This is a genomic window from Blastococcus sp. CT_GayMR16, assembly GCF_004570875.1.
Taxonomy (GTDB): domain Bacteria; phylum Actinomycetota; class Actinomycetes; order Mycobacteriales; family Geodermatophilaceae; genus Blastococcus_B.
On sequence record NZ_SPQK01000015.1, the window covers coordinates 1 to 20,263 of the forward strand.

The window sequence follows — 20,263 nt, forward strand, 5'->3', positions numbered from 1 at the left end:
CCGCCAAGTCCGGCGGCTCCGGCCGCGCGTCCGGTCCGGCGCGCACCCGCGCCGAGCTCGCGGCCCGCGCGGGCGGTTCCTCGGCCGCCTCCTTCAGCGCCCGCTCGCGCCGCGGCGGTCGCTGACTTCGCGAGTGTCGATTTGTCGTCATCTCAGCGGCCTTGAGACGACGACAAGCCGACAGTCGAGCTCGGCGGGCAATTGCTGACGAAGAAAACTGCGCAGTGTCGGAAGAGCAGCTCTTCCGAGTCAATTGGGTTCAGGGCACAGTGCCGCGCATGTCCGCCGGAGATCTAGCCACGTGGTTCACGGGCGCACTTACGACCGTTGGTTTGGTATTTGCCGGCTACCAGGTGCTGCTCCTTCGGCGTCAGCACGACCGAGAGCGCGAAGTAGAGATCCGCGGCGTCGCGGTCGCATGGCGAACCCTGGACGCGCCCCCGCCCAAGGCCAGCCGGACGGCACTTCCGACGCCACGTACGAGATCACGGCCTACAACCCAGGAAGGCTTCCCGTTCGGGATGTCGACGTGCTGCTGACCTTCCCCCTAGATGTGCAGCGAGTACGGCACGAAACCAGCGTCGGTCCGGTCACGCGCTCCTTGAAGGTCGACACTCCTGTTATCGCAGGCGGCCAAGAGCGGACATGGCACCGGCGTCTCCGTGTGCAGTTCGAGGAGCACTCGAAGCTGCACGGCATCCAAGCGACCATCAAGTTTCTTGGGCCCGATGATCGCGTACGGGAAAACCACTGGGGCCGGAGCGACGCCTAAGAGCCGCTGGCTCAACGCAAATCCCAGGGACCCGAGGACTGGGGCGTGCGGTTGGCGAACACTCCCGGAGTCCCATTCCCGGGGGTCAGTTGCCGCTGGCGAAGGCGGCGTCGAACGATGCTGCGGGCGGGTCGAACGCCAGCCTGCGAACGAACGCGAGCGCCTCGGGCGCGCCGACCAGGCGGTCCATGCCGGCGTCCTCCCACTCCACCGAGATCGGCCCGTCGTAGCCGATGGTGTTCAGCATCCGGAAGCAGGCCTCCCACGGCACGTCACCGTGGCCGGTGGAGACGAAGTCCCAGCCGCGCCGCGGGTCGGCCCACGGCAGGTGCGAGCCCATCCGGCCGTTGCGGCCGTTGCCCACCTGCTTCTTCGCGTCCTTGCAGTCGACGTGGTAGATCCGGTCCTTGAAGTCCCAGATGAACGAGACCGGGTCCAGGTCCTGCCACACGAAGTGGCTGGGATCCCAGTTCAGGCCGAACGCCTCCCGGTGCCCGATGGCCTCCATCGTGCGCACCGTCGTCCAGTAGTCGTAGGCGATCTCCGACGGGTGCACCTCGTGCGCGAACCGGACGCCGACCTCGTCGAACACGTCGAGGATCGGGTTCCAGCGGTTCGCGAAGTCGGCGTAACCGTCCTCGATCATCGACTCGGGCACGGGCGGGAACATCGCCACGGTCTTCCAGATCTTGCTGCCGGTGAACCCGACGACGACGTCGACGCCCAGCTTGGCCGCCGCCCGCGCGGTCAGCTTCATCTCCTCGGCCGCGCGCTGCCGCACGCCCTCGGGGTCGCCGTCACCCCAGACCCGTGGGTGCACGATGCCGCGGTGCCGCTCGTCGATCGGGTCGTCGCAGACGGCCTGGCCGTTGAGGTGGTTGCTGATCGCGAAGACCGACAGGTTGTGCCGCTTGAGCAGCTCGAGCCGCTCCTGCACGTAGTCGTCGTCGGTCGCGGCGCGCTCGACGTCGAGGTGGTCGCCCCAGCAGGCGATCTCCAGGCCGTCGTACCCCCAGCCGGAGGCCAGCCGGCACATCTCCTCGAACGGCAGGTCGGCCCACTGGCCGGTGAACAGGGTGACGGGACGGGGCATCGATGCTCCTCAGATCTCGGTGAAGGCGGAGTTGTTCGCGGCGCTGCGCTCGACCGCGTCGAGCACCCGTTGCACCTGCAGGCCGTCGGCGAACGACGGCAGCGGGTCCTCCCCCGCGGCGATGGCGTTCACCAGGTCGACCACCTGGTGGGTGAAGCCGTGCTCGTAGCCCAGCCCGTGGCCCGGCGGCCACCAGGCGGCGACGTAGGGGTGCTCGGGCTCGGTGACGATGATGCGACGGAACCCGGCGACCTCGGCGGACTCGGTGCCGTCGAAGAACTGCAGGACGTTCATGTCCTCGAAGTCGAACGCCAGGCTCCCGGCCGAGCCGTTGATCTCGATCCGGATCGCGTTCTTCCGCCCGAGCGCGAAGCGGGTCGCCTCGAAGCTGGCCACCGCCCCGCCGGTGAACCGGCCCAGGAAGATCGCGGCGTCGTCCACGGTGACCTCGCCCATCTCCGTGCCGCCGACCCCGCCGAGCTTGCCGGTGGAGGCGGGCAGCGGCCGCTTGCTGACGAAGGTCTCCAGCAATCCGCTGACCCCGGTCAGGGTCTGGCCGGTGATGAACTGGGTCAGATCTACGATGTGCGCGCCGATGTCGCCGAGCGCACCGGACCCCGCCTTGTCCTTCTCCAGCCGCCACGACATGGGTGCGGCCGGGTCGGCGATCCAGTCCTGCAGGTACTGGGCGCGCACGTGCCGGATGTCGCCGAGGCGTCCCTCGGCGACGAGCTGCCGGGCCAGGGCGATGGCCGGCACCCGGCGGTAGGTGAAGCCGACCATCGACCGCACGCCCTTGGCCGCGGCACGGGCTGCGGCCTCGGCCATCGCCTCGGCCTCGGCGACGGTGTTGGCCAGCGGCTTCTCGCACAGCACGTGCTTGCCGGCCTCGAGCGCGGCGATCGCGATCTCGGCGTGGGTGTCCCCGGGTGTGCAGACGTCGACCAGGTCGACGTCGTCGCGCTCGATGACCCGGCGCCAGTCGGTCTCGGTGGACGACCAGCCCAGGCGACCGGCGGCGTCGGCGACCGCCGCCGCGTTGCGGCCGGCGAGCACGGTCAGCGCGGGTTGCAGCGGGAGGTCGAAGAAGTGGGGGGCGGTGCGCCAGGCCTGGGAGTGCGCGGCGCCCATGAACGCGTAGCCGATGAGGCCGATCCCGAGGGGGGGCCGGTCGGGGGATGTCATGTGAGCTCCCGGTGTGGAGCGGAGCCGCCGGGTGGCGAATGGTGCGCCACCCGGCGACTCCGTGTCGGTCAGGACTCGAACGCGTTGTCGATGAACTGGTCGACGTTGTCGGACGTGACGACCGGGGCGTCGAGCACGATCCGCCGCGGAACACCCTGCGAGCTCAGGTCGGAGATGTTCTTCCCCTGGGCGACGAGCCGGGCGAGCTTGATGCCGTCGGCCGCCTGCGTGTGCGGGTAGATGACCGTCGCCTCGAGGACCGAGTCACCCGACTCGATCGCGCGCATGGCGTTGGCCGATCCCGCGCCACCGACCATGAAGAACTCGTCGCGGCCGGCCCCCTCGATGGCGGCCAGGACGCCGACGCCCTGGTCGTCGTCGTGGTTCCACAGTGCGTCGATCTGCGGCGCGGCCTGGAGCAGGTTGGACGCCGCCTCCTCACCGCCCTCGACGGTGAAGTCGGCCGCGACGCGGTTGCTCACGTCGAGGCCGCACTCGGACAGCGCGTCGGCGAAGCCCTGGCTCCGGTCCTGGGTGAGGGGCAGCGAGTCGATGCCGGCGATCTCGGCGACGACGGCGTCGCTCTGGCCCTCGAGGCGCGAGCAGATGTACGCGCCGGCCGAGACGCCCATGCCGTAGTTGTCGCCCAGGATCGTGGCACGTGAGGCGGCCGGGTCGTCGAACTCGCGGTCGACGTTGATGACCGGGATGCCGGCCTCCATCGCCTGGACGGCGACCGGGGTCAGGGCCGCACCGTCGAAGGGCAGCAGCACGATGGCGTCGACCCCGTCGTTGATGAAGGTCTCGACCTGGCTGATCTGCGTGCTGACGTCGTTGGTGCCCTCGGCGACCCGGAGCTCCACGTCGTCGTAGTTCTCGGCCTCGTTGCGGGCGGCCTCGGTGATGCCGGCGATCCACCCGTGGTCGGCGGCCGGCGCCGAGAAGCCGATGACGACGGTGTCGCCGGACTCGTCGTTGTCGCTGGCGGCGTTGTTCCCGCCACCGTCGCTGCCGGAGCTCTCCGGCTCGTTGCTGGTACAGCCGGCGATCAGCGCACCGGCGCCGATCAGTGCGATCGCGGTCGACGTCAGGCGACGGTATCCGCGCTGCCTCGTTGCAGACATGTTCTCTCCTTCGGAGTAACGCCTGGCTCCGTCGCCAGGAGTGCAGGTGGTGCGGTGGTGGGACAGCCGGGGAGCCGGGAGGCCCACCGGGTGGTGCTGACCCGCGTGCGGCGGAACGGCCACCGCACGCGGGTCAGGTCGGGAGGTCGCCGGAGCCGCCGGGACGGGCGCCCGCCGGGGCGCCGGGGGTGGCGCTGCCGCCACCGGACGGCCCACCCGGGCCGCCTGGTGCGGAGCCTGAGCCGCCGACGAGTGATTTCGTGTTCCGTACGCGGCCCTCGCCGGTGGCCAGCCGCATCTGCAGCAGGACGGCGAGGACGATGATCACGCCCTTGGCGACCGCCTGCGCGGAGCTGGACAGGTTGTTCAGCGTGAAGACGTTGTTCAGCGTGGTGAAGATCAGCACGCCGACGACGGTGCCGACGATCGTGCCGCGACCACCGAGGAGCAACGTCCCGCCGATGACGACGGCGGCGATGGCGTCCAGTTCGTAGAGCGTGCCGTGGGTCGAGCTGCCGGTCGTCGTCCGGGCCATGAGCATCACCGCGGCGATGCCACAGGCCACGCCGGAGAGGACGTAGAGCTTCACGGTGTGCCGCTGCACCCGGATACCGGCCAGTCGCGCGGCCTCGGCGTTGCCGCCGACGGCGAAGGTGCGCCGGCCGAACGTCGTCCGGTTGAGCAGCACCCAGCCGGCGACCGCGACGAGGGCGAAGATGATCACCAGCGTGGGGATGCCGAGCACGTCACCGGCGAAGAAGTCGAGGAACTCCCGGTCCTGGACGATCTGGGTCCGCCGGTTGGAGATGATCTCCGCGAGTCCGCGGGCCGCGGCGAGCATCGCCAGGGTGGCGATGAACGCGACGAGCTTGCCGTAGGCGATGACCACCCCGTTGATCAGGCCGGCGCCCGCGCCCACCAGCAGCGCGGTGACCACCATGACGATCCAGTGGGTGTCCTCGGCGATCTGCTGGGTCGCCAGCGTGGTCGCCCAGACCGACGACAGCGCCACCAGGGCGCCGACCGAGAGGTCGATCCCGCCGCCGATGATCACGAACGTCATGCCGATGCTGACCACGCCGATGACCGAGGCCAGCCGCAGGATCGTCAGCACGTTGTCGATGTCGGCGAAGCGGTCGCCCGCGGTGATCACCCCGACGATGCAGAGGATCGCCAGCGCGATCACCAGGCCGAGGTTGCGGCCCACCGGCCCGGCCATCAGGCCGACCTTGCCGCCGTTGCCACCGCTCGTGGGTGCGGGAACGGTGTCCCTCGTCGTCGTCGCGCCCTCGCTCATGCCACGTCCCCTTCGGACTGGGTTCCCACCGGTCCGGCCGCGTGGGCGGCCGTTCCCTCCATGACCAGGTCCAGGACCCGGTGCTCGTCGAGTTCGTCGGCCCCGGCCTCGGCGACGACCGCGCCGTCGGCCACCACGAGCACCCGGTCGGCCAGGCCGAGCACCTCCGGGATCTCGCTCGAGACCACCACCACGGCCACGCCGCGGTCGGCGAGGTCGCGGATCAGCGCGTAGATCTCCGACCGGGCGCCGACGTCGACACCACGGGTTGGCTCGTCCAGCAGCAGCACCTTGCAGTCGCGTAGCAGCCAGCGGGCCAGCACGACCTTCTGCTGGTTGCCGCCCGACAGGGTGCGCACGATCCGCGTCACGTCAGCGGGCCGCACGTCCAGCGACTCGGTCTGCGCGCGGGCCGCCGCCTTCTCGGCACCGCCGGACAGGAAGCCGCCGCGGGCGAACCGGCCCAGGCTGGAGATCGTGATGTTGCGGTAGACGGAGTCGTCGAGCAGCAGCGCCTGGCTCTTGCGCTCCTCGGGTGCGAGGCCGATCCCGGCGGCGACCACGGCCCCGACGTCGCCGGACCGTAGTCGGCGGCCGGCCAGGTGGACGGTCCCCGCGGTCGCCTTCCGGGCGCCGTAGATCGTCTCCAGGATCTCCGAGCGGCCGGAGCCGACCAGCCCGGCCAGGCCGACGACCTCACCCGGCCGGACGGCGAAGGACACGTTGCTGAACCGCCCGCGCAGGGCCAGCCCCTGGACGTCGAGCAGCGGCGCCTCGTCGGTGTGCGGCCTCGTGCGGCGGGGCGGGAAGACGTACTCGATGGTCCGGCCGGTCATCAGCGTGATGACCTCGCGCGTCGGGGTGTCCCGCGCCGGCAGCCCGGTCGAGACCGTCCGGCCGTCCTTGAGCACGGTGATCCGGTCGCCGATCTGGCGGATCTCCTCGAGTCGGTGGGAGATGTAGACGACGGCGACGTCGTGGGCGGTGAGGTCGCGGATGACACCGAAGAGGCGCTCGACCTCCTCGTTGTCCAGGACGGCCGAGGGCTCGTCCATGATGATCAGCTTCGCGTCCTGCGACAGGGCGCGGGCGATGCTGACCATCTGCTGCGACGCGGCCGACAGGCCGCCGACTTCGGCCGTGGAGCGGATCTCCGGGTGCCCCAACCGGCCGAGCAGCTCGGCCGCGGCGCGGTTGGCGGCGGCGGGCCGGGTGAGCCCGAAGCGGGAGTGCTCCCGGCCCAAGAAGATGTTCTCGGCCACGGTCAGGCCGGCGACAAGGTCCAGCTCCTGGTAGATCGTCGCGATTCCGAGGGTCATCGCCGCCTGCGGGTCGCCGAGGGAGATCCGCTCGCCCTGCCAGGTGATGTGGCCCTCGTCGGGCTGGTGCGCGCCGGCGAGGACCTTGATCAGCGTCGACTTCCCGGCGCCGTTCTGGCCGAGCAGGCAGTGCACCTCCCCCGGACGCACGTCGAGGTCGACGCCGTCGAGGGCACGGACGCCGGGGAACTGCTTGACGATGCCCTGCATCTCGAGCAGGGGCGCGGTCACGAGGGGTCCCCGGCGGTACGGCCCGCTCGGCCGGTCGCCGCCACGTCATCGGCAGCACCGCGGAGGCACGCTGGTTCGGTCACGCCATCACCCGGACTTTTGCTCATCGTTGACCATTAGTCTGTAGCGGCGACAACATAAGTCCCCGGCGCGACTGTGGTCAAGGTCGCAGCGCGGGGTTACCGAACCGCAATCACATGGCGGTCCTCCGGACCGCACCGCGGCCACGTGCCGTCCCCCTGGTGCGCGGAGCCGGTCCGTCCTGCCTACGCGGGACCCTTCGGGCCCCACTCGGCAGGACAGACGCCGCGTTACCTCCCGAAGCCCTCGACCGAGTCCTCGTCGAGGAACTCGTCGATCGCCATCAGGGCGGCGCCGACCCGGCCGGACATGTCCGGCGCATCGCTGACGGTGATCTCCAGTGCCCGGGCGGCCAGGGGCATGGAGCGGCCGTAGACCGCCTCCCGGATGCCCGCGAGCAGCGGGGCGCCGGCTGCGGCGACGCCACCGGTCATGACGATGCGGTGCGGGTTGAAGAAGTTCACCAGGGCGGCGAGGACCGTGCCGATGGTCCGGCCGGCGTTGCGGACCAGCTCCAGCGCCGGTCCGTCGCCCTGCGCCGCCAGCTGGACGACCTCGCGCGTGGTGCTGACCGGCAGCCCCGCCGCCACGGCGTCACGGAGCAGCGCGCCACCACCGGCGATCGCCTCGAGGCAGTTCTCGTTGCCGCAGCGGCAGACCACCGTGCGCCCGTCGGGCTGGGCGACGTAGATGTGCCCGATGTCGCCGGCGCTGCCCTGGGCGCCCCGGTACACGCGTCCGTCGACGATGACGCCGCAGCCGATGCCGGTGCCGACCTTCACGACCATCACGTCCTGGATCGACCCGCCGATCCCGATCTCCCCCAGCGCCATCACGTTGACGTCGTTGTCGACGTACACGGGGCACTCGTACCGGCCGAACGCACTGGGGATCGGGTAGTCGTGCCAGCCCGGCATGATCGGCGGGTGGGACGGCCGCCCCGTCGAGAACTCGACCGGCCCCGGCACCCCGACGCCCACGGCGCGGACGTCGGCCGGGGTGAGACCCGCCTCGGCGAGCACCTTCTGGGCCAGCCGGTCGACCTCGGCCAGGACGGGGCCGGGCCCGTCGCCGATGTCGATCGGATGCCCGACCGTGGTGATGATCTGCGCGGAGAGATCGGTGACCGCGACGTCGACGCTGGTCACCCCCAGGTCCACCGCCAGCACGCACCCGGCCCGGCTGTTGAACTGCAGCAACGTGGGCGGCCGGCCCCCGGTGCTCCAGCCCCGTCCGCCCTCCTCGAGGAGGTTGGCGGCGATGAGCTGGTCGACCCGTGCGCTCACGGTGTTGCGCGACGCACCGGTGAGCGCGACCAGCTCCGCCCGGCTCCGCGCACGGCCCGTCCGCACATGGCGCAGCAGTGCGCCGGCGGAGGCAGTTGAGTGCGCCACGGCGCCATAGTGACACGCGGGGGCTTCCGGCCCTGGCCGTCCACCTGGTCGGGCGACGACGGTTGGCCCCCGGGCGGGTGGGCACTGACCCGGGCGACCGACAGTCTGGTTGAGCTCTGGACGAGCCCCCATCCACTCCGAGCGAGGTACCCCATGGGTCTGCCCATCACCCTGTCCGAGATCGCCCCCCGGATCTCCGCCGGCGCCTTCATCCTCAACAGCGGCCTCGGCAAACGCGGCGCCGACGAGCAGGCCGCGGCGGGCATGCACGGCTTCGCCTCCGGCACCTATCCGTTCCTGAAGAACCTCCAGCCGAAGCAGTTCGCGTCGCTGCTGTCGACGTCGGAGATCGTCATCGGCGCCGCCCTGCTGACCCCCTTCGTGCCGACCGCCGTCGCGGGCGCCGCGCTGACCGCGTTCTCCGGCGGCCTGCTCGGGCTGTACCTGCGGACGCCGGGGATGCGGAAGCCCGGCAGCCTCGCGCCGACCGAGCAGGGGCTGGCCATCGCGAAGGACAGCTGGCTGCTCGGCATCGGGATCGGACTGCTGACCCGCGGCACGATCGACCGGGAGCCGCGGCGGATCCGCACGGCGGGCCGGACCCTGGCCAAGGCGAACAAGAAGGCCATGAAGGCCTCGAAGGCGTCGAAGGCCTCGAAGGGCAGGGGCGGGAGGCGCCGGAACGTCGGCGGCTGAGGCGATCGGTGCCGGCGGTGAACCGATCGGGGCACAGCACCGTGGTGACGGGTGAAGGTAGGCCGCCGGACCATGAGGAGTGCCCGTGCCCGCTCGGAACCGCATCCTTCCCCACCTGGCACGCGGGATCGCCGTCCTCGCGCTCGGCCTCGGGGCACTGACCGCCTGCGGCGGGGACGACGACAGCGGCTCGTCCGCGACCTCCAGCAGCGAGGCACCGGCCACCTCGGCGGCGACCACGTCGGCGTCGGCACCGGCCAGCCCGTCCGCGCCCGGCCCGGCGGCGCCCCAGACGGTCACCGCGACCGAGGCCGACTTCAGCATCAGCCTCGACCAGGACGCGCTGACGGCCGGCGATTACGAGATCACCGTCGTCAACAACGGCCGGGCCAGCCATGACCTCGTCGTCGAGCAGGACGGCAGCGACATCGCCGGCACCGAGATGATCGCCCCGGGCGCGTCGGCCACCCTGACGGTCGACCTCGCGGCGGGTGAATACGTCTTCTACTGCTCCGTCGGCAACCACCGGGCGATGGGCATGGAGCTCACCGTCCAGGTGACGTGATGACCACCCCGATCACCACCACCGGACGGCGCCCGGCGACCGGTGTGCTCTGGGCGCTGCGGATCCTCGGGGCGGCACTGCTCGCGGCCATGGGCTGGATCCACCTGGACCTGTGGCTGGACGGCTACCGCACCATCGACGTGATCGGCCCGGCGTTCCTGCTCAACGCGATCGCCGGGTTCGGCCTCGCGGTCCTGCTGCTCGTGACCCCCCGGCCGCTGCTCAGGTGGGTGGCCGCACTGGGCGCCCTCACGGCACTGGGCACGCTGGGCGGGCTGCTGCTCGCGACCAACCTTCCCAGCGGGCTCTTCGGCTTCCGCGAGTCCACGGCGGCCGATCTCTGGTGGGAGTCGTTCTGGGTCGAGGTCGCCGCGGCCGTCGTCCTCGGCGCGCTGGCGGCTCTGGCCGCCCGCCGGCGCGACTGACCGGAGCGGGCGGAGGGCCGTGACCCCGCCCGCCCGCTCCGGTCGCCGTCAGCGGACGCCGAGCAGGTGCTCCATCGCGAGCTGGTCCAGCCGCTCGAACTGCAGCCCGCGCTCCCCCAGCGCCTTCGGGTCGAAGGTCTCGGCGCGCAGGTCGTCGAGGGACTCCCCCTCGCGCAGGGTCGGGACGGCGAGCTCGCTGACCCGCGCGGCGTCCAGCGCCTCGGCGACCTCGGGGTCGGCCCGGAACGCCCGGGCCTTCTCGCGCAGGATCAGGTAGTTGCGCATGCACGCCCGCGCCGTCTCCCAGACGCCCTCGATGTCCTCGCTGCGCGGCGGCTTGTAGTCGAAGTGCACGTAGCCGTCGTAGGCCTTGCCGCTGCCGGCGCCCTGCATGGCGTCGACGGTCCAGAACGCCCCGCGCAGGTTGCCCGCGCCGAACCGGAGGTCCTGGTCGAAGCGCGGGCCGTGCTGGCCGTTGAGGTCGATGTGGAAGAGCTTGCCGTGCCACAGGGCCTGCGAGATCCCCTGCGCGAAGTTCAGCCCGGCCATCTCCTCGTGCCCGACCTCGGGGTTGAGTCCGACGCGGTCGGGCTCGTCCAGCTCGTTGATGAAGGCGAGCGCGTGGCCGATCGTCGGCAGCAGGATGTCGCCGCGGGGCTCGTTCGGCTTGGGCTCCAGGGCGAACCGGATGTCGTAGCCCTTGTCGCGGACGTAGCCGCAGAAGATGTCCAGGCCCTCCTTGTACCGGTCCAGCGCCGCGGCGACGTCCTTGCTGCCGCCGGACTCCGCGCCCTCGCGGCCACCCCAGAGCACGTAGGTCTTCGCGCCCAGCTCGGCGGCGAGGTCGATGTTGCGCAGCACCTTGGCGATCGCGTACCGGCGCACCGTGCGGTCGTTGGCCGTCAGGCCGCCGTCCTTGAAGACGGGGGCCCCGAAGAGGTTCGTGGTGGCCATCTCCACGCCCATGCCGGTCTCGGCCAGCGCCTTGGTGAACCGCTCGAGGGTGGCGTCCCGGGTGGCGTCGTCGGGGACCAGGTCGTCGTCGTGGAAGGTGACCGCCGCGGCGCCGAGCTCGGCCAGGCGGTGGACGGCCTCGACCGGGTCGAGCAGCGGGCGGACGGCGCCGCCGAAGACGTCGACCCCCTGCCAGCCCACGGTCCACAGCCCGAAGCTGAACTTGTCGTCCTTGGTGGGTGTGTAGTCGGTCATGTGGTGCTCTCCGTCCGGGTCGATCGGTTGGCTGCGCTGCGCTGGGATCGGGAAGCGAGGGGGTCGGGACGTCAGGACGCGCCGGTGCCGGGCAGTTCGTCGGACGCCGGCACCAGGGTCGGGTCGTCGAACACCGACTCCAGCGCGACGTGGGCACCGCCGCGGACGGCGGCGGTGAACCCGAGGGTCGACAGGACGATGCGTGCGCCGGCCAGGTCGGGGCCGAAGACGCGGGTGCGGAGCTCGGCGGTCATGGGCTCGAGGAGGAAGCGCCCGAGGACGGCGAAGTAGCCGCCGAGGATGACCACCTGCGGGTTGAAGACGTTGATGAGGACGGCGGCGCCGTTGCCCAGCGCGGTGCCGACCTTGTCCAGCGCGGCCAGGGTGCGCGCGTCGCCCGCCTCGGCCCGTCGCGCGACCTCCGCGAGTCGGGTCTCGAGGTCACGGGCCGGGTCGTGCACCGGGTCGTCGGGGTCGGCGGCCTCCCGCAGCAGCACCATGAGGCCGACGACGGTCTCCCAGCAGCCGCGGCGGCCGCAGCCGCACACCAGGTCCGGATCGCCGAGAGAGGTGTGCCCGACCTCGCCCGACAGCCCGCCGGCACCGCGGAGCAGCTGGTCGGCCACGATCACGCCGCCGCCGACGCCCACCTCACCGGTCAGGTAGACCAGGTCCGCGGTGCGGGCCTCGGAACCCATCGCCCACTCCGCGATCGCCGACAGGTTCGCGTCGTTCTCCACGCGGATGGGGCAGCCGAGGTCGATCCGGGCCCGCAGCCCGTCCAGGACCGGGACCTCGTGCCAGCCGATGTTGGGCGCGTAGGTGGCCACGCCGTCGACACTGCGCACCAGTCCGGGCACGGCGACGGTCAGCCCGACCGGGGTGGCCCCGTGCGCGGCCGCCGCGTCCGCGGCCTCGTCGACGAGCCGGGCCACCGCGTCCAGCGTCCGGTCGGCGCCGAGGGCGGGGACGTCGAGCGCGATCAGGTGCTCGAACAACACCTCCCCGCGCAGGTTCAGCACGAGGGTCGCCGCGTAGTCGACGTTGAGCTCGACGCCGATGCCGCAGACGGTCGCGCCGTCGAGGTGCACGATCAGCCCGGGCCGGCCCACGGATCCGGCGCGGTCGACGTCGCCGGCACTGACCAGCCGCCGATCGGTCAGCTCGGCGACGAGACTGGACACGGTGGCCTTGTTCAGGCCGGTGTCCTGGGCGATGCGGGCGCGCGACCGTGGGCCGAAGTCACGCAGGTGGCGCAGGACCAGCCCGAGATTGCTGCGACGGACGGTGGCCTGGTCGGCCGGGGTGTGCCGGCGTCCCGGCGAGCGGTCGAAGCGACGGCGCTCGTCGGCCATGCCCCACCCCCTACCGCTGACGGTTATTTGTCGGACTGGCAAACAAATTATTTCGGCGCCCTCCCCGGGTCAAGGCTGCGCGGGGCCGTTACCGAAGTGCAACACGGCCGAGGTCTTTCGGAAAAGTTCGGTGCCGGGGATAAGTTCACCGACCCGACGAACGTCCGCCCGGCGTCGCTAGGGTGCCGCGCATGGCTTCCCCGCGCCCGGCCGTCCTCCGATGACCCTCGTCGCCGGGGTCGACACCTCGACCCAGGCCTGCAAGGTCGTGGTCCGGGACGCCGCCACCGGGCAGCTCGTCCGGTCCGGCCGGGCGGCCCACCCCGGCGGCACCGAGGTCGCTCCGCAGGCCTGGGCCGAGGCCTTCACCGCCGCGGCGGCGGCTGCCGGTGGGCTCGACGACGTGGCGGCCCTGTCCGTCGGCGGCCAGCAGCACGGCATGGTCTGCCTCGACGAGGACGGCGCCGTCGTCCGCGATGCCCTGCTCTGGAACGACGTCCGCTCCGCGGGCGCGGCGGCGGACCTGATCCGGGAACTCGGCGAGGGCGACGAGGCCGTCGGCCGGCAGGCCTGGGCCGACGCCGTCGGCATCGTGCCCGTGGCCTCGTTCACCGCGACCAAGCTGCGCTGGCTCGCCGACGCGGAGCCGGCCAACGCCGACCGGACGGCGGCCGTCTGCCTCCCGCACGACTGGCTGACCTGGCAGCTCTCCGCCGACCGCAGCCTCGGCGGGCTGGTCACCGACCGTGGCGACGCCAGCGGCACCGCCTACTGGTCGGCCCGCACCGGCGAGTACCGGCCGGACCTCCTGGAGCTCGCGATGCGCGGCCGCCGTCCGGCCGTTCCCCGGGTCGCCGGCCCGGCGGAGGCCGTCGGGAAGCTGCGGGGCGGGTCCGCCGTCCTGGGGCCCGGCACCGGCGACAACGCCGCGGCCGCCCTCGGGCTCGCAGCCCGCCCGGGCGACGTCATCGTCTCGATCGGCACCTCCGGCGTCGTCTCGGCCGTGACCACGACCGCCGTGTCGGACCCGACGGGCACCGTCGCCGGCTTCGCCGACGCCAGCGGCAACCACCTCCCGCTGGTCGCCACCATGAACGCAGCGAGGGTCCTCGACGCCGCGGCGGCCCTGCTCGGCGTGGACCACCAGACGCTGTCGGACCTGGCGCTGTCGGCGACGTCCGGTGCCGGCGGGCTGGTCCTGGTCCCCTACCTCGAGGGCGAACGGACGCCGAACCTCCCGCGGGCCACCGGATCCGTGCACGGCCTCACACTGCGCACCTCCACCCCGGCCTACTGGGCGCGCGCCGCGATCGAGGGCCTGCTGTGCGGCCTGGCCGACGGCATCGAGGCGGTCGTCGCCCAGGGGGTGACCGTCGAACGCGTGCTCCTGATCGGCGGCGCCGCCCGCTCACCCGCGGTGCAGCAGCTGGCACCGGGCATCTTCGGCCGGCCGGTGCTGGTGCCGCCGCCCGGCGAGTACGTCGCCGACGGCGCAGCGCGGCAGGCGGCCTGGGCCCTGTCGGGCGCCGACGGCCCGCCGGACTGGGAGCAGCCGGGGCTGTCGACGTTCGAATCGGCCCCGGCCGCCGGCGTGCGCGAGCGGTACGCCGAGGTGCGCGGCCGCACCGACGGCCAGTAGCGGCGTCCTCCGCACGGGCCGCGGAGCGGCAGACCTGCCAGGCAGACTGTGTCCTGGATCGCTCCTGTTCAACAGGAGTCGGGGCCGCCCGCAGTGGGAGAATGAATCATCATGACGACATCATCAGCGCCTGTTCCGGCCGTGAGCGACACCTCCTCCGGGCGGCCGCGCGTCGTCATCATCGGGTCCGGCTTCGGCGGACTGTTCGCCGCCCAGGCACTGCGCAAGGCGCCGGTCGACGTCACGGTGATCGGCAAGACCAGCCACCACCTCTTCCAGCCGCTGCTCTACCAGGTCGCCACCGGGATCCTGTCCGAGGGCGAGATCGCCCCGGCCACCCGCGAGATCCTGCGCCGGCACGAGAACACCCGCGTGGTGCTCGGCGAGGTCACCGGCATCGACCTCGCCGCCCGCACGGTCACCTCGCACGTCCTGGGCCGCAGCACCGTGCACCCCTACGACGAACTGATCGTCGCCGCCGGCGCCGGCCAGTCCTACTTCGGCAACGACCGGTTCGCCGAGTTCGCGCCCGGCATGAAGAGCATCGACGACGCCCTCGAGCTGCGCGGCCGCATCTTCGGCGCGTTCGAGCTCGCCGAGCTGGCCGAGACGCAGGAGGAGATCGACCGGCTGCTCACCTTCGTGGTCGTCGGCGCCGGCCCGACCGGGGTGGAGATGGCCGGCCAGATCGCCGAGCTCGCCCACCGGACCCTGCGCCGCGACTTCCGCCGCATCGACCCCACCACCGCCCGGGTCGTCCTGCTGGACGCCGCCCCGGCGGTGCTGCCCTCCTTCGGCGAGAAGCTCGGTGGCCGGGCCCGCCGTCAGCTCAACCAGACCGGTGTCGAGGTGCAGCTCGGCGCGATGGTGACCGATGTCGACGCCGACGGCATCGAGATCAAGGACGCCGACGGCCAGGTACGCCGCATCAACGCCGCCACGAAGATCTGGGCCGCGGGCGTGCAGGCCAGCCCGCTCGGCCGGCTCCTCGGCGAGCAGTCCGGCGCCGAGGTCGACCGCGCCGGCCGGGTCGCGGTGCAGTCCGACCTCACGCTGCCGGGCCACCCCGAGGTGCACGTCGTCGGCGACATGATCGCGCTGGACAAGCTGCCCGGCGTCGCCCAGGTGGCGATCCAGGGCGCCCGGTACTCCGCCGAGGCGATCAAGCGCCGGCTCGCCGGCAAGGCGCCCAAGGGTCCGTTCGAGTACCACGACAAGGGCTCGATGGCGACGATCTCCCGCTTCCACGCCGTCGTCGATCTCGGCAGGCTGAAGTTCGAGGGCTTCATCGCCTGGCTGATGTGGCTGGCCCTGCACCTTTTCTACATCGTGGGCTTCAAGAGCCGGATCACCACGGTCCTGCACTGGCTGGTCAGCTTCCTCGGGCGCGGTCGTTCCCAGCGCGTGGCGACCCAGCAGCAGGTCTACGGCCGGCTGGCCCTGGAACACGTGGGTCCTGGTTTCGAGGCGTCCAAGACCGGCGGCCCGAAGACCACGCCCGCCGACGTGGACGTCACCGGACGCGCGTCCGCCTAGTTCTCAGCGGGGGTCAGCCGCTCTCCAGCGCCGTCCCCTCGCGGACGATGCGGGCGGCGACCTGCCGCCAGTCGCCGGTGCCCTGCCAGGTGCGCCGCTGCCGGGTGGCCGACGTCCCCCGGACGAAGAGCCGCTCCACGAGCTCGACCACGATCGACCACTCGTCGTGGTCGCGGAGGTCGTCCTCGATCTCGGCCAGGAGCCGGCGGACGGCGACCCGCGCGGGCACGAGCTCGCAGGTCAGCGCGTCGAACAGGTGACCCTCCAGGCCGTGGCGGGCGGCCCGCCAACGTGCCGCGCGCAGGAGCTCCGGACGCGGCTCCGGGCACGGTTCCCCCCGCTCGGCCCGGGCGGCGAGCACCCGCACCAGCGACCGCACCAGGGCCGCGTGCAGGACGACGTCGTCGACCTCGGTGCACACGTCGGCGAGCCGGAACTCGACCGTCGGCAGGTGCGAGGACGGGCGCAGATCCCAGTACAGGTGGGAGGAATCGGCGATCACGCCGGAGGCGACGAGGCCGTCGACCACCTCCCGGAAGCGGTCGGCGCTGCCCAGGTACTCCGGCGGCCCGGTGGTCGGCCACCGCGACCACCACATCGTGCGGTAGCTCGCGTGGCCGGTGTCGACGCCGTCGTGGAAGGGCGAGCTGCCGGTCATGGCCAGCAGCACGGGGAGGTAGGGCCGCGAGCGGTCCAGCACCGCCACGGCGGTCTCCAGATCGGGCACCCCGACGTGCACGTGGCAGCCGACGATGTCCTGCTGCACCGCGAGTCCGGCCCATCGGTCGACCATCGCCTCGTACCGCGGCGCCGGGGTGATGTCCTGGTCGTGCCAGCTGTCGAAGGGATGGGTCGAGGCGGCGAGGATCCGCACTCCGGCCCGGGCGGCCGCCCCGGCCGCCTCGGCGCGCGTGGTGACCAGCTCTGCGCGCAGCTCCGACAGGCTCCGGCAGACGTCGGTCGCCGATTCCAGCTGCGTGGTGGTGATCTCGGCGTGCAGGTGCCGGCCGGACTCGTGACGCAGCACGGCTTCGGCGAGGGCTGGGCTGCGGGTCAGCCGGTAGGTCTCCGGGTCGACGAGGTGGAACTCCTCCTCGACACCGAACGTGCTGCCGGCCGGCACGGGACGCTCGACCGGACTCTCCACGCGCGCTCCTGTGCACCGAGGGGGCGCCGTGTTCGGCGCCGCCGGCCTCCCCGGGACGCGGGGTCGGCTGCCGAGCAGCCGCCAGCTGACGGTAAGGCCTGAGCCCTTCCGACGCACCCCCCGGTCGCTCAGCTCTGGGCGTACCAGGCGAACCCGAGGCCGGGCAGGAGCACGCGGTCCGCGCGCAGCTCGGGCGGCCCGTCGCTGCTGAGCACCGGCTCGAACGAACCGAAGCCGGTGGCCGTGTCGGCGTCCACCGTCTGCGCGGCGGGGCTGAAGTTGGCCAGACCCACGAAGGCGCCGCTGCGGGGATGCCGCCGCCGCCAGGCCAGCACCGCGTCGTTCCCGACGTCGAGGATCGTGCACTCGCCGCCGCCGCGCAGGGCCGGCAACGCACGCCGCGCCGCGCCGAGCCGCTGCATCCAGGCGAACACCCGGCCCTCCAGGGTGGCGGGGTCGGTCCGCCGCGCTGCTGCCGCCCAGTCCATCGGCGGGCGGTGCATCCAGCGGTTGTCCGCGGCCAGCTCGGGGTCGTCGAGGTAGCCGGTGTCGTTGCCGAGGGCCAGCTCGTCGCCCATGTAGAGCAGCGGGATGCCGCCGAAGGAGTAGACGACGGAGTGGAGCAGCACCAGCCGGCGGATCCCGGCCTCCAGCGCCGCGTCGTCCCCCCGTTCCCGTGCGTCGTCGATCCCGCACAGGGACGCCGCGCTGCCGGAGATCCGCGCGTCACCGGTGGCCGCGTTCTCCTGGAACAGCGCACCCCGCGCGAACGAGCCCGGGAACCGCCCCGAGTAGAAGTCGTTGAGGAAGCGGCGGTGCGCGAACCCGTCGCCCCCGACCGCCGCCACGTCGGTGTCGCTCATCGCCCAGCCGATGTCGTCGTGGCCGCGCACGTAGGTCACCCACGACGTCGTCGGCGGGATCGGCCGCATGCGGCGGAGGGCCGCGGCGGGCAGCCGGGCATCCTGGGTGGCCAGGCCGCTCCAGAGCAGCACCATGAGCTGGTTGTGGTAGGCCAGCTCGCATTCGGGCCGGTAGCGCTCGTGCCCGCCCAGGTAGGGCACGAGATCCTCGGGCGCGACGATCGCCTCCGCCTTGAACACCACCCCCGGCGCGGCCAGCCTGGTCAGCGCGTGCAGCAGCTGCAGCAGCAGGTGCCCCTCCGGCTGGTTCTGGCAGGGGGTGCCGAGGCGCTTCCACATGAAAGGGACGGCGTCCATGCGGAAGACGTCGACCCCGCGGTTGGCCAGCCAGGTGATCTCGCCGAGCATCGTGAGGGTCACCGCGGGGTTCGTGTAGTCGAGGTCCCACTGGTAGGGCCAGAACGTCGTCCAGACCCAGCCGCCGGCGCCCCCGCACGCCTCCGGCACCCAGCTGAACGACCCGGGGGCGCGGTCGGGGAAGACCTCCGGGATCGTGGCGTCGTAGGCGTCGGGCATCGTCCGGTCGGGGAACGCGGTGTAGAAGCCGCCGTAGGCCGGATCGCCGGCCAGCCAGCCCTGGGCCCACCGGTGCTCCCGCGCCGTGTGGTTGAGCACGAGGTCGATGCAGAGGCTCATCCCCCGCTCGTGCAGGGCGCCGGCGACGCGTTCCAGATCGTCCATCGTGCCCAGCCGGGGGTCGACAGCGCGGTAGTCCTGGACGGCGTAGCCGCCGTCGTTCTCGCCCGGGCGCGGCTCCAGCAGCGGCATGAGGTGCAGATAGGTCGTGCCGAGTTCGGCGAGGTAGTCCAGCCGGCTCGGCAGCTGGGCGAGGGTGCCGCAGAAGCGGTCGACGTAGCAGACGTAGCCCTGCATCCGGGTGCGCTGGAACCAGCCCGGGTCGATCTCCCGCCGGCGGTCCAGGCGCCGCAGCTCGGCGGGGCGCTCGGCGGCGGCACCCAACGCGAGGCGCAGGGCCTGCTCGAAGAGGACGTCGGCCCCGGCCCCGTAGAGGTCGGTCAGCGGCTCGTGGACGTCGGGCAGCGCGAGCTCCGCCCGGGCCAGGAAGGCGTCCGCCTCGTCGACCCCGAGGGCGGCGACCGCGTCGGCGGCCAGTCGGGGCCGGAGGGCAGCCCACACCCGGCCGGCCGCCGCCCGCAGGTCGGTCACCATGGGGCCCGGTCCGTCACCCGGTCAGTATCGCCAGGACTGTTCGCTCAGAGCACGACGGAATGCCTGTGCGGAGCGCGCCGGGCGGCGTTCACTGGTGCACGTAATCGAGTAATCATCGAGAGGTGGCGCGATGAGCGCCGTGCCGGAACCCGACGTCGAGCAGGCGCTCGACGCCTACTCCCGCATCGTCACGGCGGTGGCCGCCGACGTGACCCCGCACGTCGCCGCACTGCAGGTCACCGGCTCCGACGGCCGCGGCGGAGCGGGCTCGGCCGTCGTCGTCTCCGGCGACGGGCTGCTGCTCACCAACGCCCACGTCGTCGGCCGGGCCGCGCACGGCCGGGCGGTGTTCAGCGACGGGTCGGAGTCCGACGTCGACGTCGTCGGCGCCGACCCGCTCTCCGACCTCGCCGTGGTGCGGGCCCGCACCGCCACTCCCCCGCCCGCCGTCCTCGGGGACGCCGGCACACTGCGCGTCGGCCAGCTCGTCGTCGCCGTCGGGAACCCGCTCGGCCTCGCCGGCTCGGTCACCGCCGGGGTGGTCAGCGGACTGGGCCGCTCCCTGCCGACGCGGGACGGCCGGACGGCGCGGGTGGTCGAGGACGTCATCCAGACCGACGCGGCGCTCAACCCCGGCAACTCCGGCGGCGCGCTGGCCGACTCGGCGTCCCGGGTGGTCGGCATCAACACCGCGGTCGCGGGCTGGGGCCTGGGCCTCGCCGTCCCGATGAACGACACCAGCCGCCGGATCATCGCCGCCCTGGTCGAGGACGGCCGCGTGCGCCGGGCCTACCTCGGCCTGGTCAGCACCCCGGCGCCCCTGCCGGCGGCCCTGGCCGAGCGCACCGGCCGACGGCGGGGCCTGCGCATCATCGACGTCGTCCCCGGTGCACCCGCCGACCGGGCCGGGCTGAAGGCCGGTGACCTGGTGCTGGAGGCCGACCGCCGGGCCGTCGCCGACGCGCAGAGCCTCCAGCGCCTGCTGTTCGCCGAGGCCATCGGGCGGCCGCTGCCCATGACCGTGTACCGGCGCGGTGCCATGGTCGACGTGATCACCTCCCCGGCCGAGCTGACCGGGGACTGACCCGACGGGATGACACCC

Annotated in this window: 16 protein-coding genes; 6 read left to right on the forward strand and 10 right to left on the reverse strand. The window is 72.7% G+C overall.

Going from position 1 to position 20,263, the window contains the following annotated elements:
• Positions 1–857: 857 nt before the first annotated feature.
• The 6 genes from E4P38_RS15535 to E4P38_RS15560 form a co-directional block, all read right to left on the reverse strand.
• The gene (locus E4P38_RS15535; RefSeq protein ID WP_135132858.1) at positions 858–1,865 is read right to left on the reverse strand and encodes a sugar phosphate isomerase/epimerase family protein; all 1,008 of its coding nucleotides are present in this window, start codon (positions 1,863–1,865) and stop codon (positions 858–860) included.
• A gap of 9 nt (positions 1,866–1,874) precedes the next feature.
• Complete coding sequence (locus tag E4P38_RS15540) at positions 1,875–3,050, reverse strand: Gfo/Idh/MocA family oxidoreductase (protein WP_135132859.1); 1,176 nt, start codon at positions 3,048–3,050, stop codon at positions 1,875–1,877.
• Between the two features lie 68 nt (positions 3,051–3,118).
• Positions 3,119–4,174 carry a substrate-binding domain-containing protein gene (locus E4P38_RS15545; RefSeq protein WP_135132860.1) on the reverse strand — a complete coding sequence of 352 codons (1,056 nt, stop codon included), beginning with the start codon at positions 4,172–4,174 and terminating at the stop codon, positions 3,119–3,121.
• Between the two features lie 133 nt (positions 4,175–4,307).
• Positions 4,308–5,471 (reverse strand): ABC transporter permease, encoded by a 1,164-nt coding sequence (locus E4P38_RS15550; RefSeq protein WP_135132861.1) that lies wholly within the window; start codon positions 5,469–5,471, stop codon positions 4,308–4,310.
• Positions 5,468–7,021, reverse strand: coding sequence for a sugar ABC transporter ATP-binding protein (locus tag E4P38_RS15555; RefSeq protein ID WP_245161059.1), 1,554 nt, complete (start codon positions 7,019–7,021; stop codon positions 5,468–5,470). The genes E4P38_RS15550 and E4P38_RS15555 overlap by 4 nt, the downstream gene beginning before the upstream one ends.
• A 311-nt stretch (positions 7,022–7,332) precedes the next feature.
• Positions 7,333–8,496, reverse strand: a complete 1,164-nt coding sequence (locus E4P38_RS15560) for an ROK family transcriptional regulator (protein WP_135132862.1) — start codon at positions 8,494–8,496, stop codon at positions 7,333–7,335.
• Between the two features lie 153 nt (positions 8,497–8,649).
• On the opposite strand from E4P38_RS15560, the gene E4P38_RS15565 reads away from it, so the two are divergent.
• From E4P38_RS15565 to E4P38_RS15575, 3 genes are all read left to right on the forward strand, one after another.
• Positions 8,650–9,192: a hypothetical protein gene (locus E4P38_RS15565; RefSeq protein ID WP_135132863.1), complete on the forward strand. Its 543-nt coding sequence runs from the start codon at positions 8,650–8,652 to the stop codon at positions 9,190–9,192.
• 85 nt (positions 9,193–9,277) lie between these two features.
• Positions 9,278–9,757, forward strand: a complete 480-nt coding sequence (locus E4P38_RS15570) for a cupredoxin domain-containing protein (RefSeq protein WP_167760587.1) — start codon at positions 9,278–9,280, stop codon at positions 9,755–9,757.
• Positions 9,757–10,182: a hypothetical protein gene (locus tag E4P38_RS15575; protein WP_135132865.1), complete on the forward strand. Its 426-nt coding sequence runs from the start codon at positions 9,757–9,759 to the stop codon at positions 10,180–10,182. Before E4P38_RS15570 ends, E4P38_RS15575 begins: the two co-directional genes overlap by 1 nt.
• Positions 10,183–10,230: 48 nt before the next feature.
• On the opposite strand, the gene xylA is transcribed toward E4P38_RS15575, so the two are convergent.
• Both xylA and E4P38_RS15585 read right to left on the reverse strand, forming a co-directional pair.
• The gene (xylA, locus tag E4P38_RS15580; RefSeq protein ID WP_135132866.1) at positions 10,231–11,391 is read right to left on the reverse strand and encodes a xylose isomerase; all 1,161 of its coding nucleotides are present in this window, start codon (positions 11,389–11,391) and stop codon (positions 10,231–10,233) included.
• Between the two features lie 71 nt (positions 11,392–11,462).
• Positions 11,463–12,746, reverse strand: a complete 1,284-nt coding sequence (locus E4P38_RS15585) for an ROK family transcriptional regulator (RefSeq protein ID WP_135132867.1) — start codon at positions 12,744–12,746, stop codon at positions 11,463–11,465.
• A 220-nt stretch (positions 12,747–12,966) separates the two neighbouring features.
• Between E4P38_RS15585 and E4P38_RS15590 the strand changes: the two genes are divergently transcribed.
• The gene (locus E4P38_RS15590; RefSeq protein WP_135132868.1) at positions 12,967–14,385 is read left to right on the forward strand and encodes an FGGY-family carbohydrate kinase; all 1,419 of its coding nucleotides are present in this window, start codon (positions 12,967–12,969) and stop codon (positions 14,383–14,385) included.
• A 141-nt stretch (positions 14,386–14,526) separates the two neighbouring features.
• Positions 14,527–15,921, forward strand: coding sequence for an NAD(P)/FAD-dependent oxidoreductase (locus E4P38_RS15595; RefSeq protein WP_245161060.1), 1,395 nt, complete (start codon positions 14,527–14,529; stop codon positions 15,919–15,921).
• Between the two features lie 13 nt (positions 15,922–15,934).
• Here E4P38_RS15595 and E4P38_RS15600 read toward each other — a convergent pair whose 3' ends face one another.
• Together E4P38_RS15600 and E4P38_RS15605 are read right to left on the reverse strand one after the other, a co-directional pair.
• On the reverse strand, positions 15,935–17,068 hold the full coding sequence (locus tag E4P38_RS15600; protein WP_167760588.1) for a glutamate--cysteine ligase: 1,134 nt from the start codon (positions 17,066–17,068) through the stop codon (positions 15,935–15,937).
• A 128-nt stretch (positions 17,069–17,196) separates the two neighbouring features.
• Positions 17,197–19,161, reverse strand: coding sequence for an alpha-amylase family protein (locus tag E4P38_RS15605; RefSeq protein WP_135132871.1), 1,965 nt, complete (start codon positions 19,159–19,161; stop codon positions 17,197–17,199).
• A 130-nt stretch (positions 19,162–19,291) separates the two neighbouring features.
• On the opposite strand from E4P38_RS15605, the gene E4P38_RS15610 reads away from it, so the two are divergent.
• The gene (locus E4P38_RS15610) at positions 19,292–20,245 is read left to right on the forward strand and encodes a trypsin-like peptidase domain-containing protein (RefSeq protein ID WP_135132872.1); all 954 of its coding nucleotides are present in this window, start codon (positions 19,292–19,294) and stop codon (positions 20,243–20,245) included.
• The last annotated feature ends 18 nt before the right edge of the window (positions 20,246–20,263 follow it).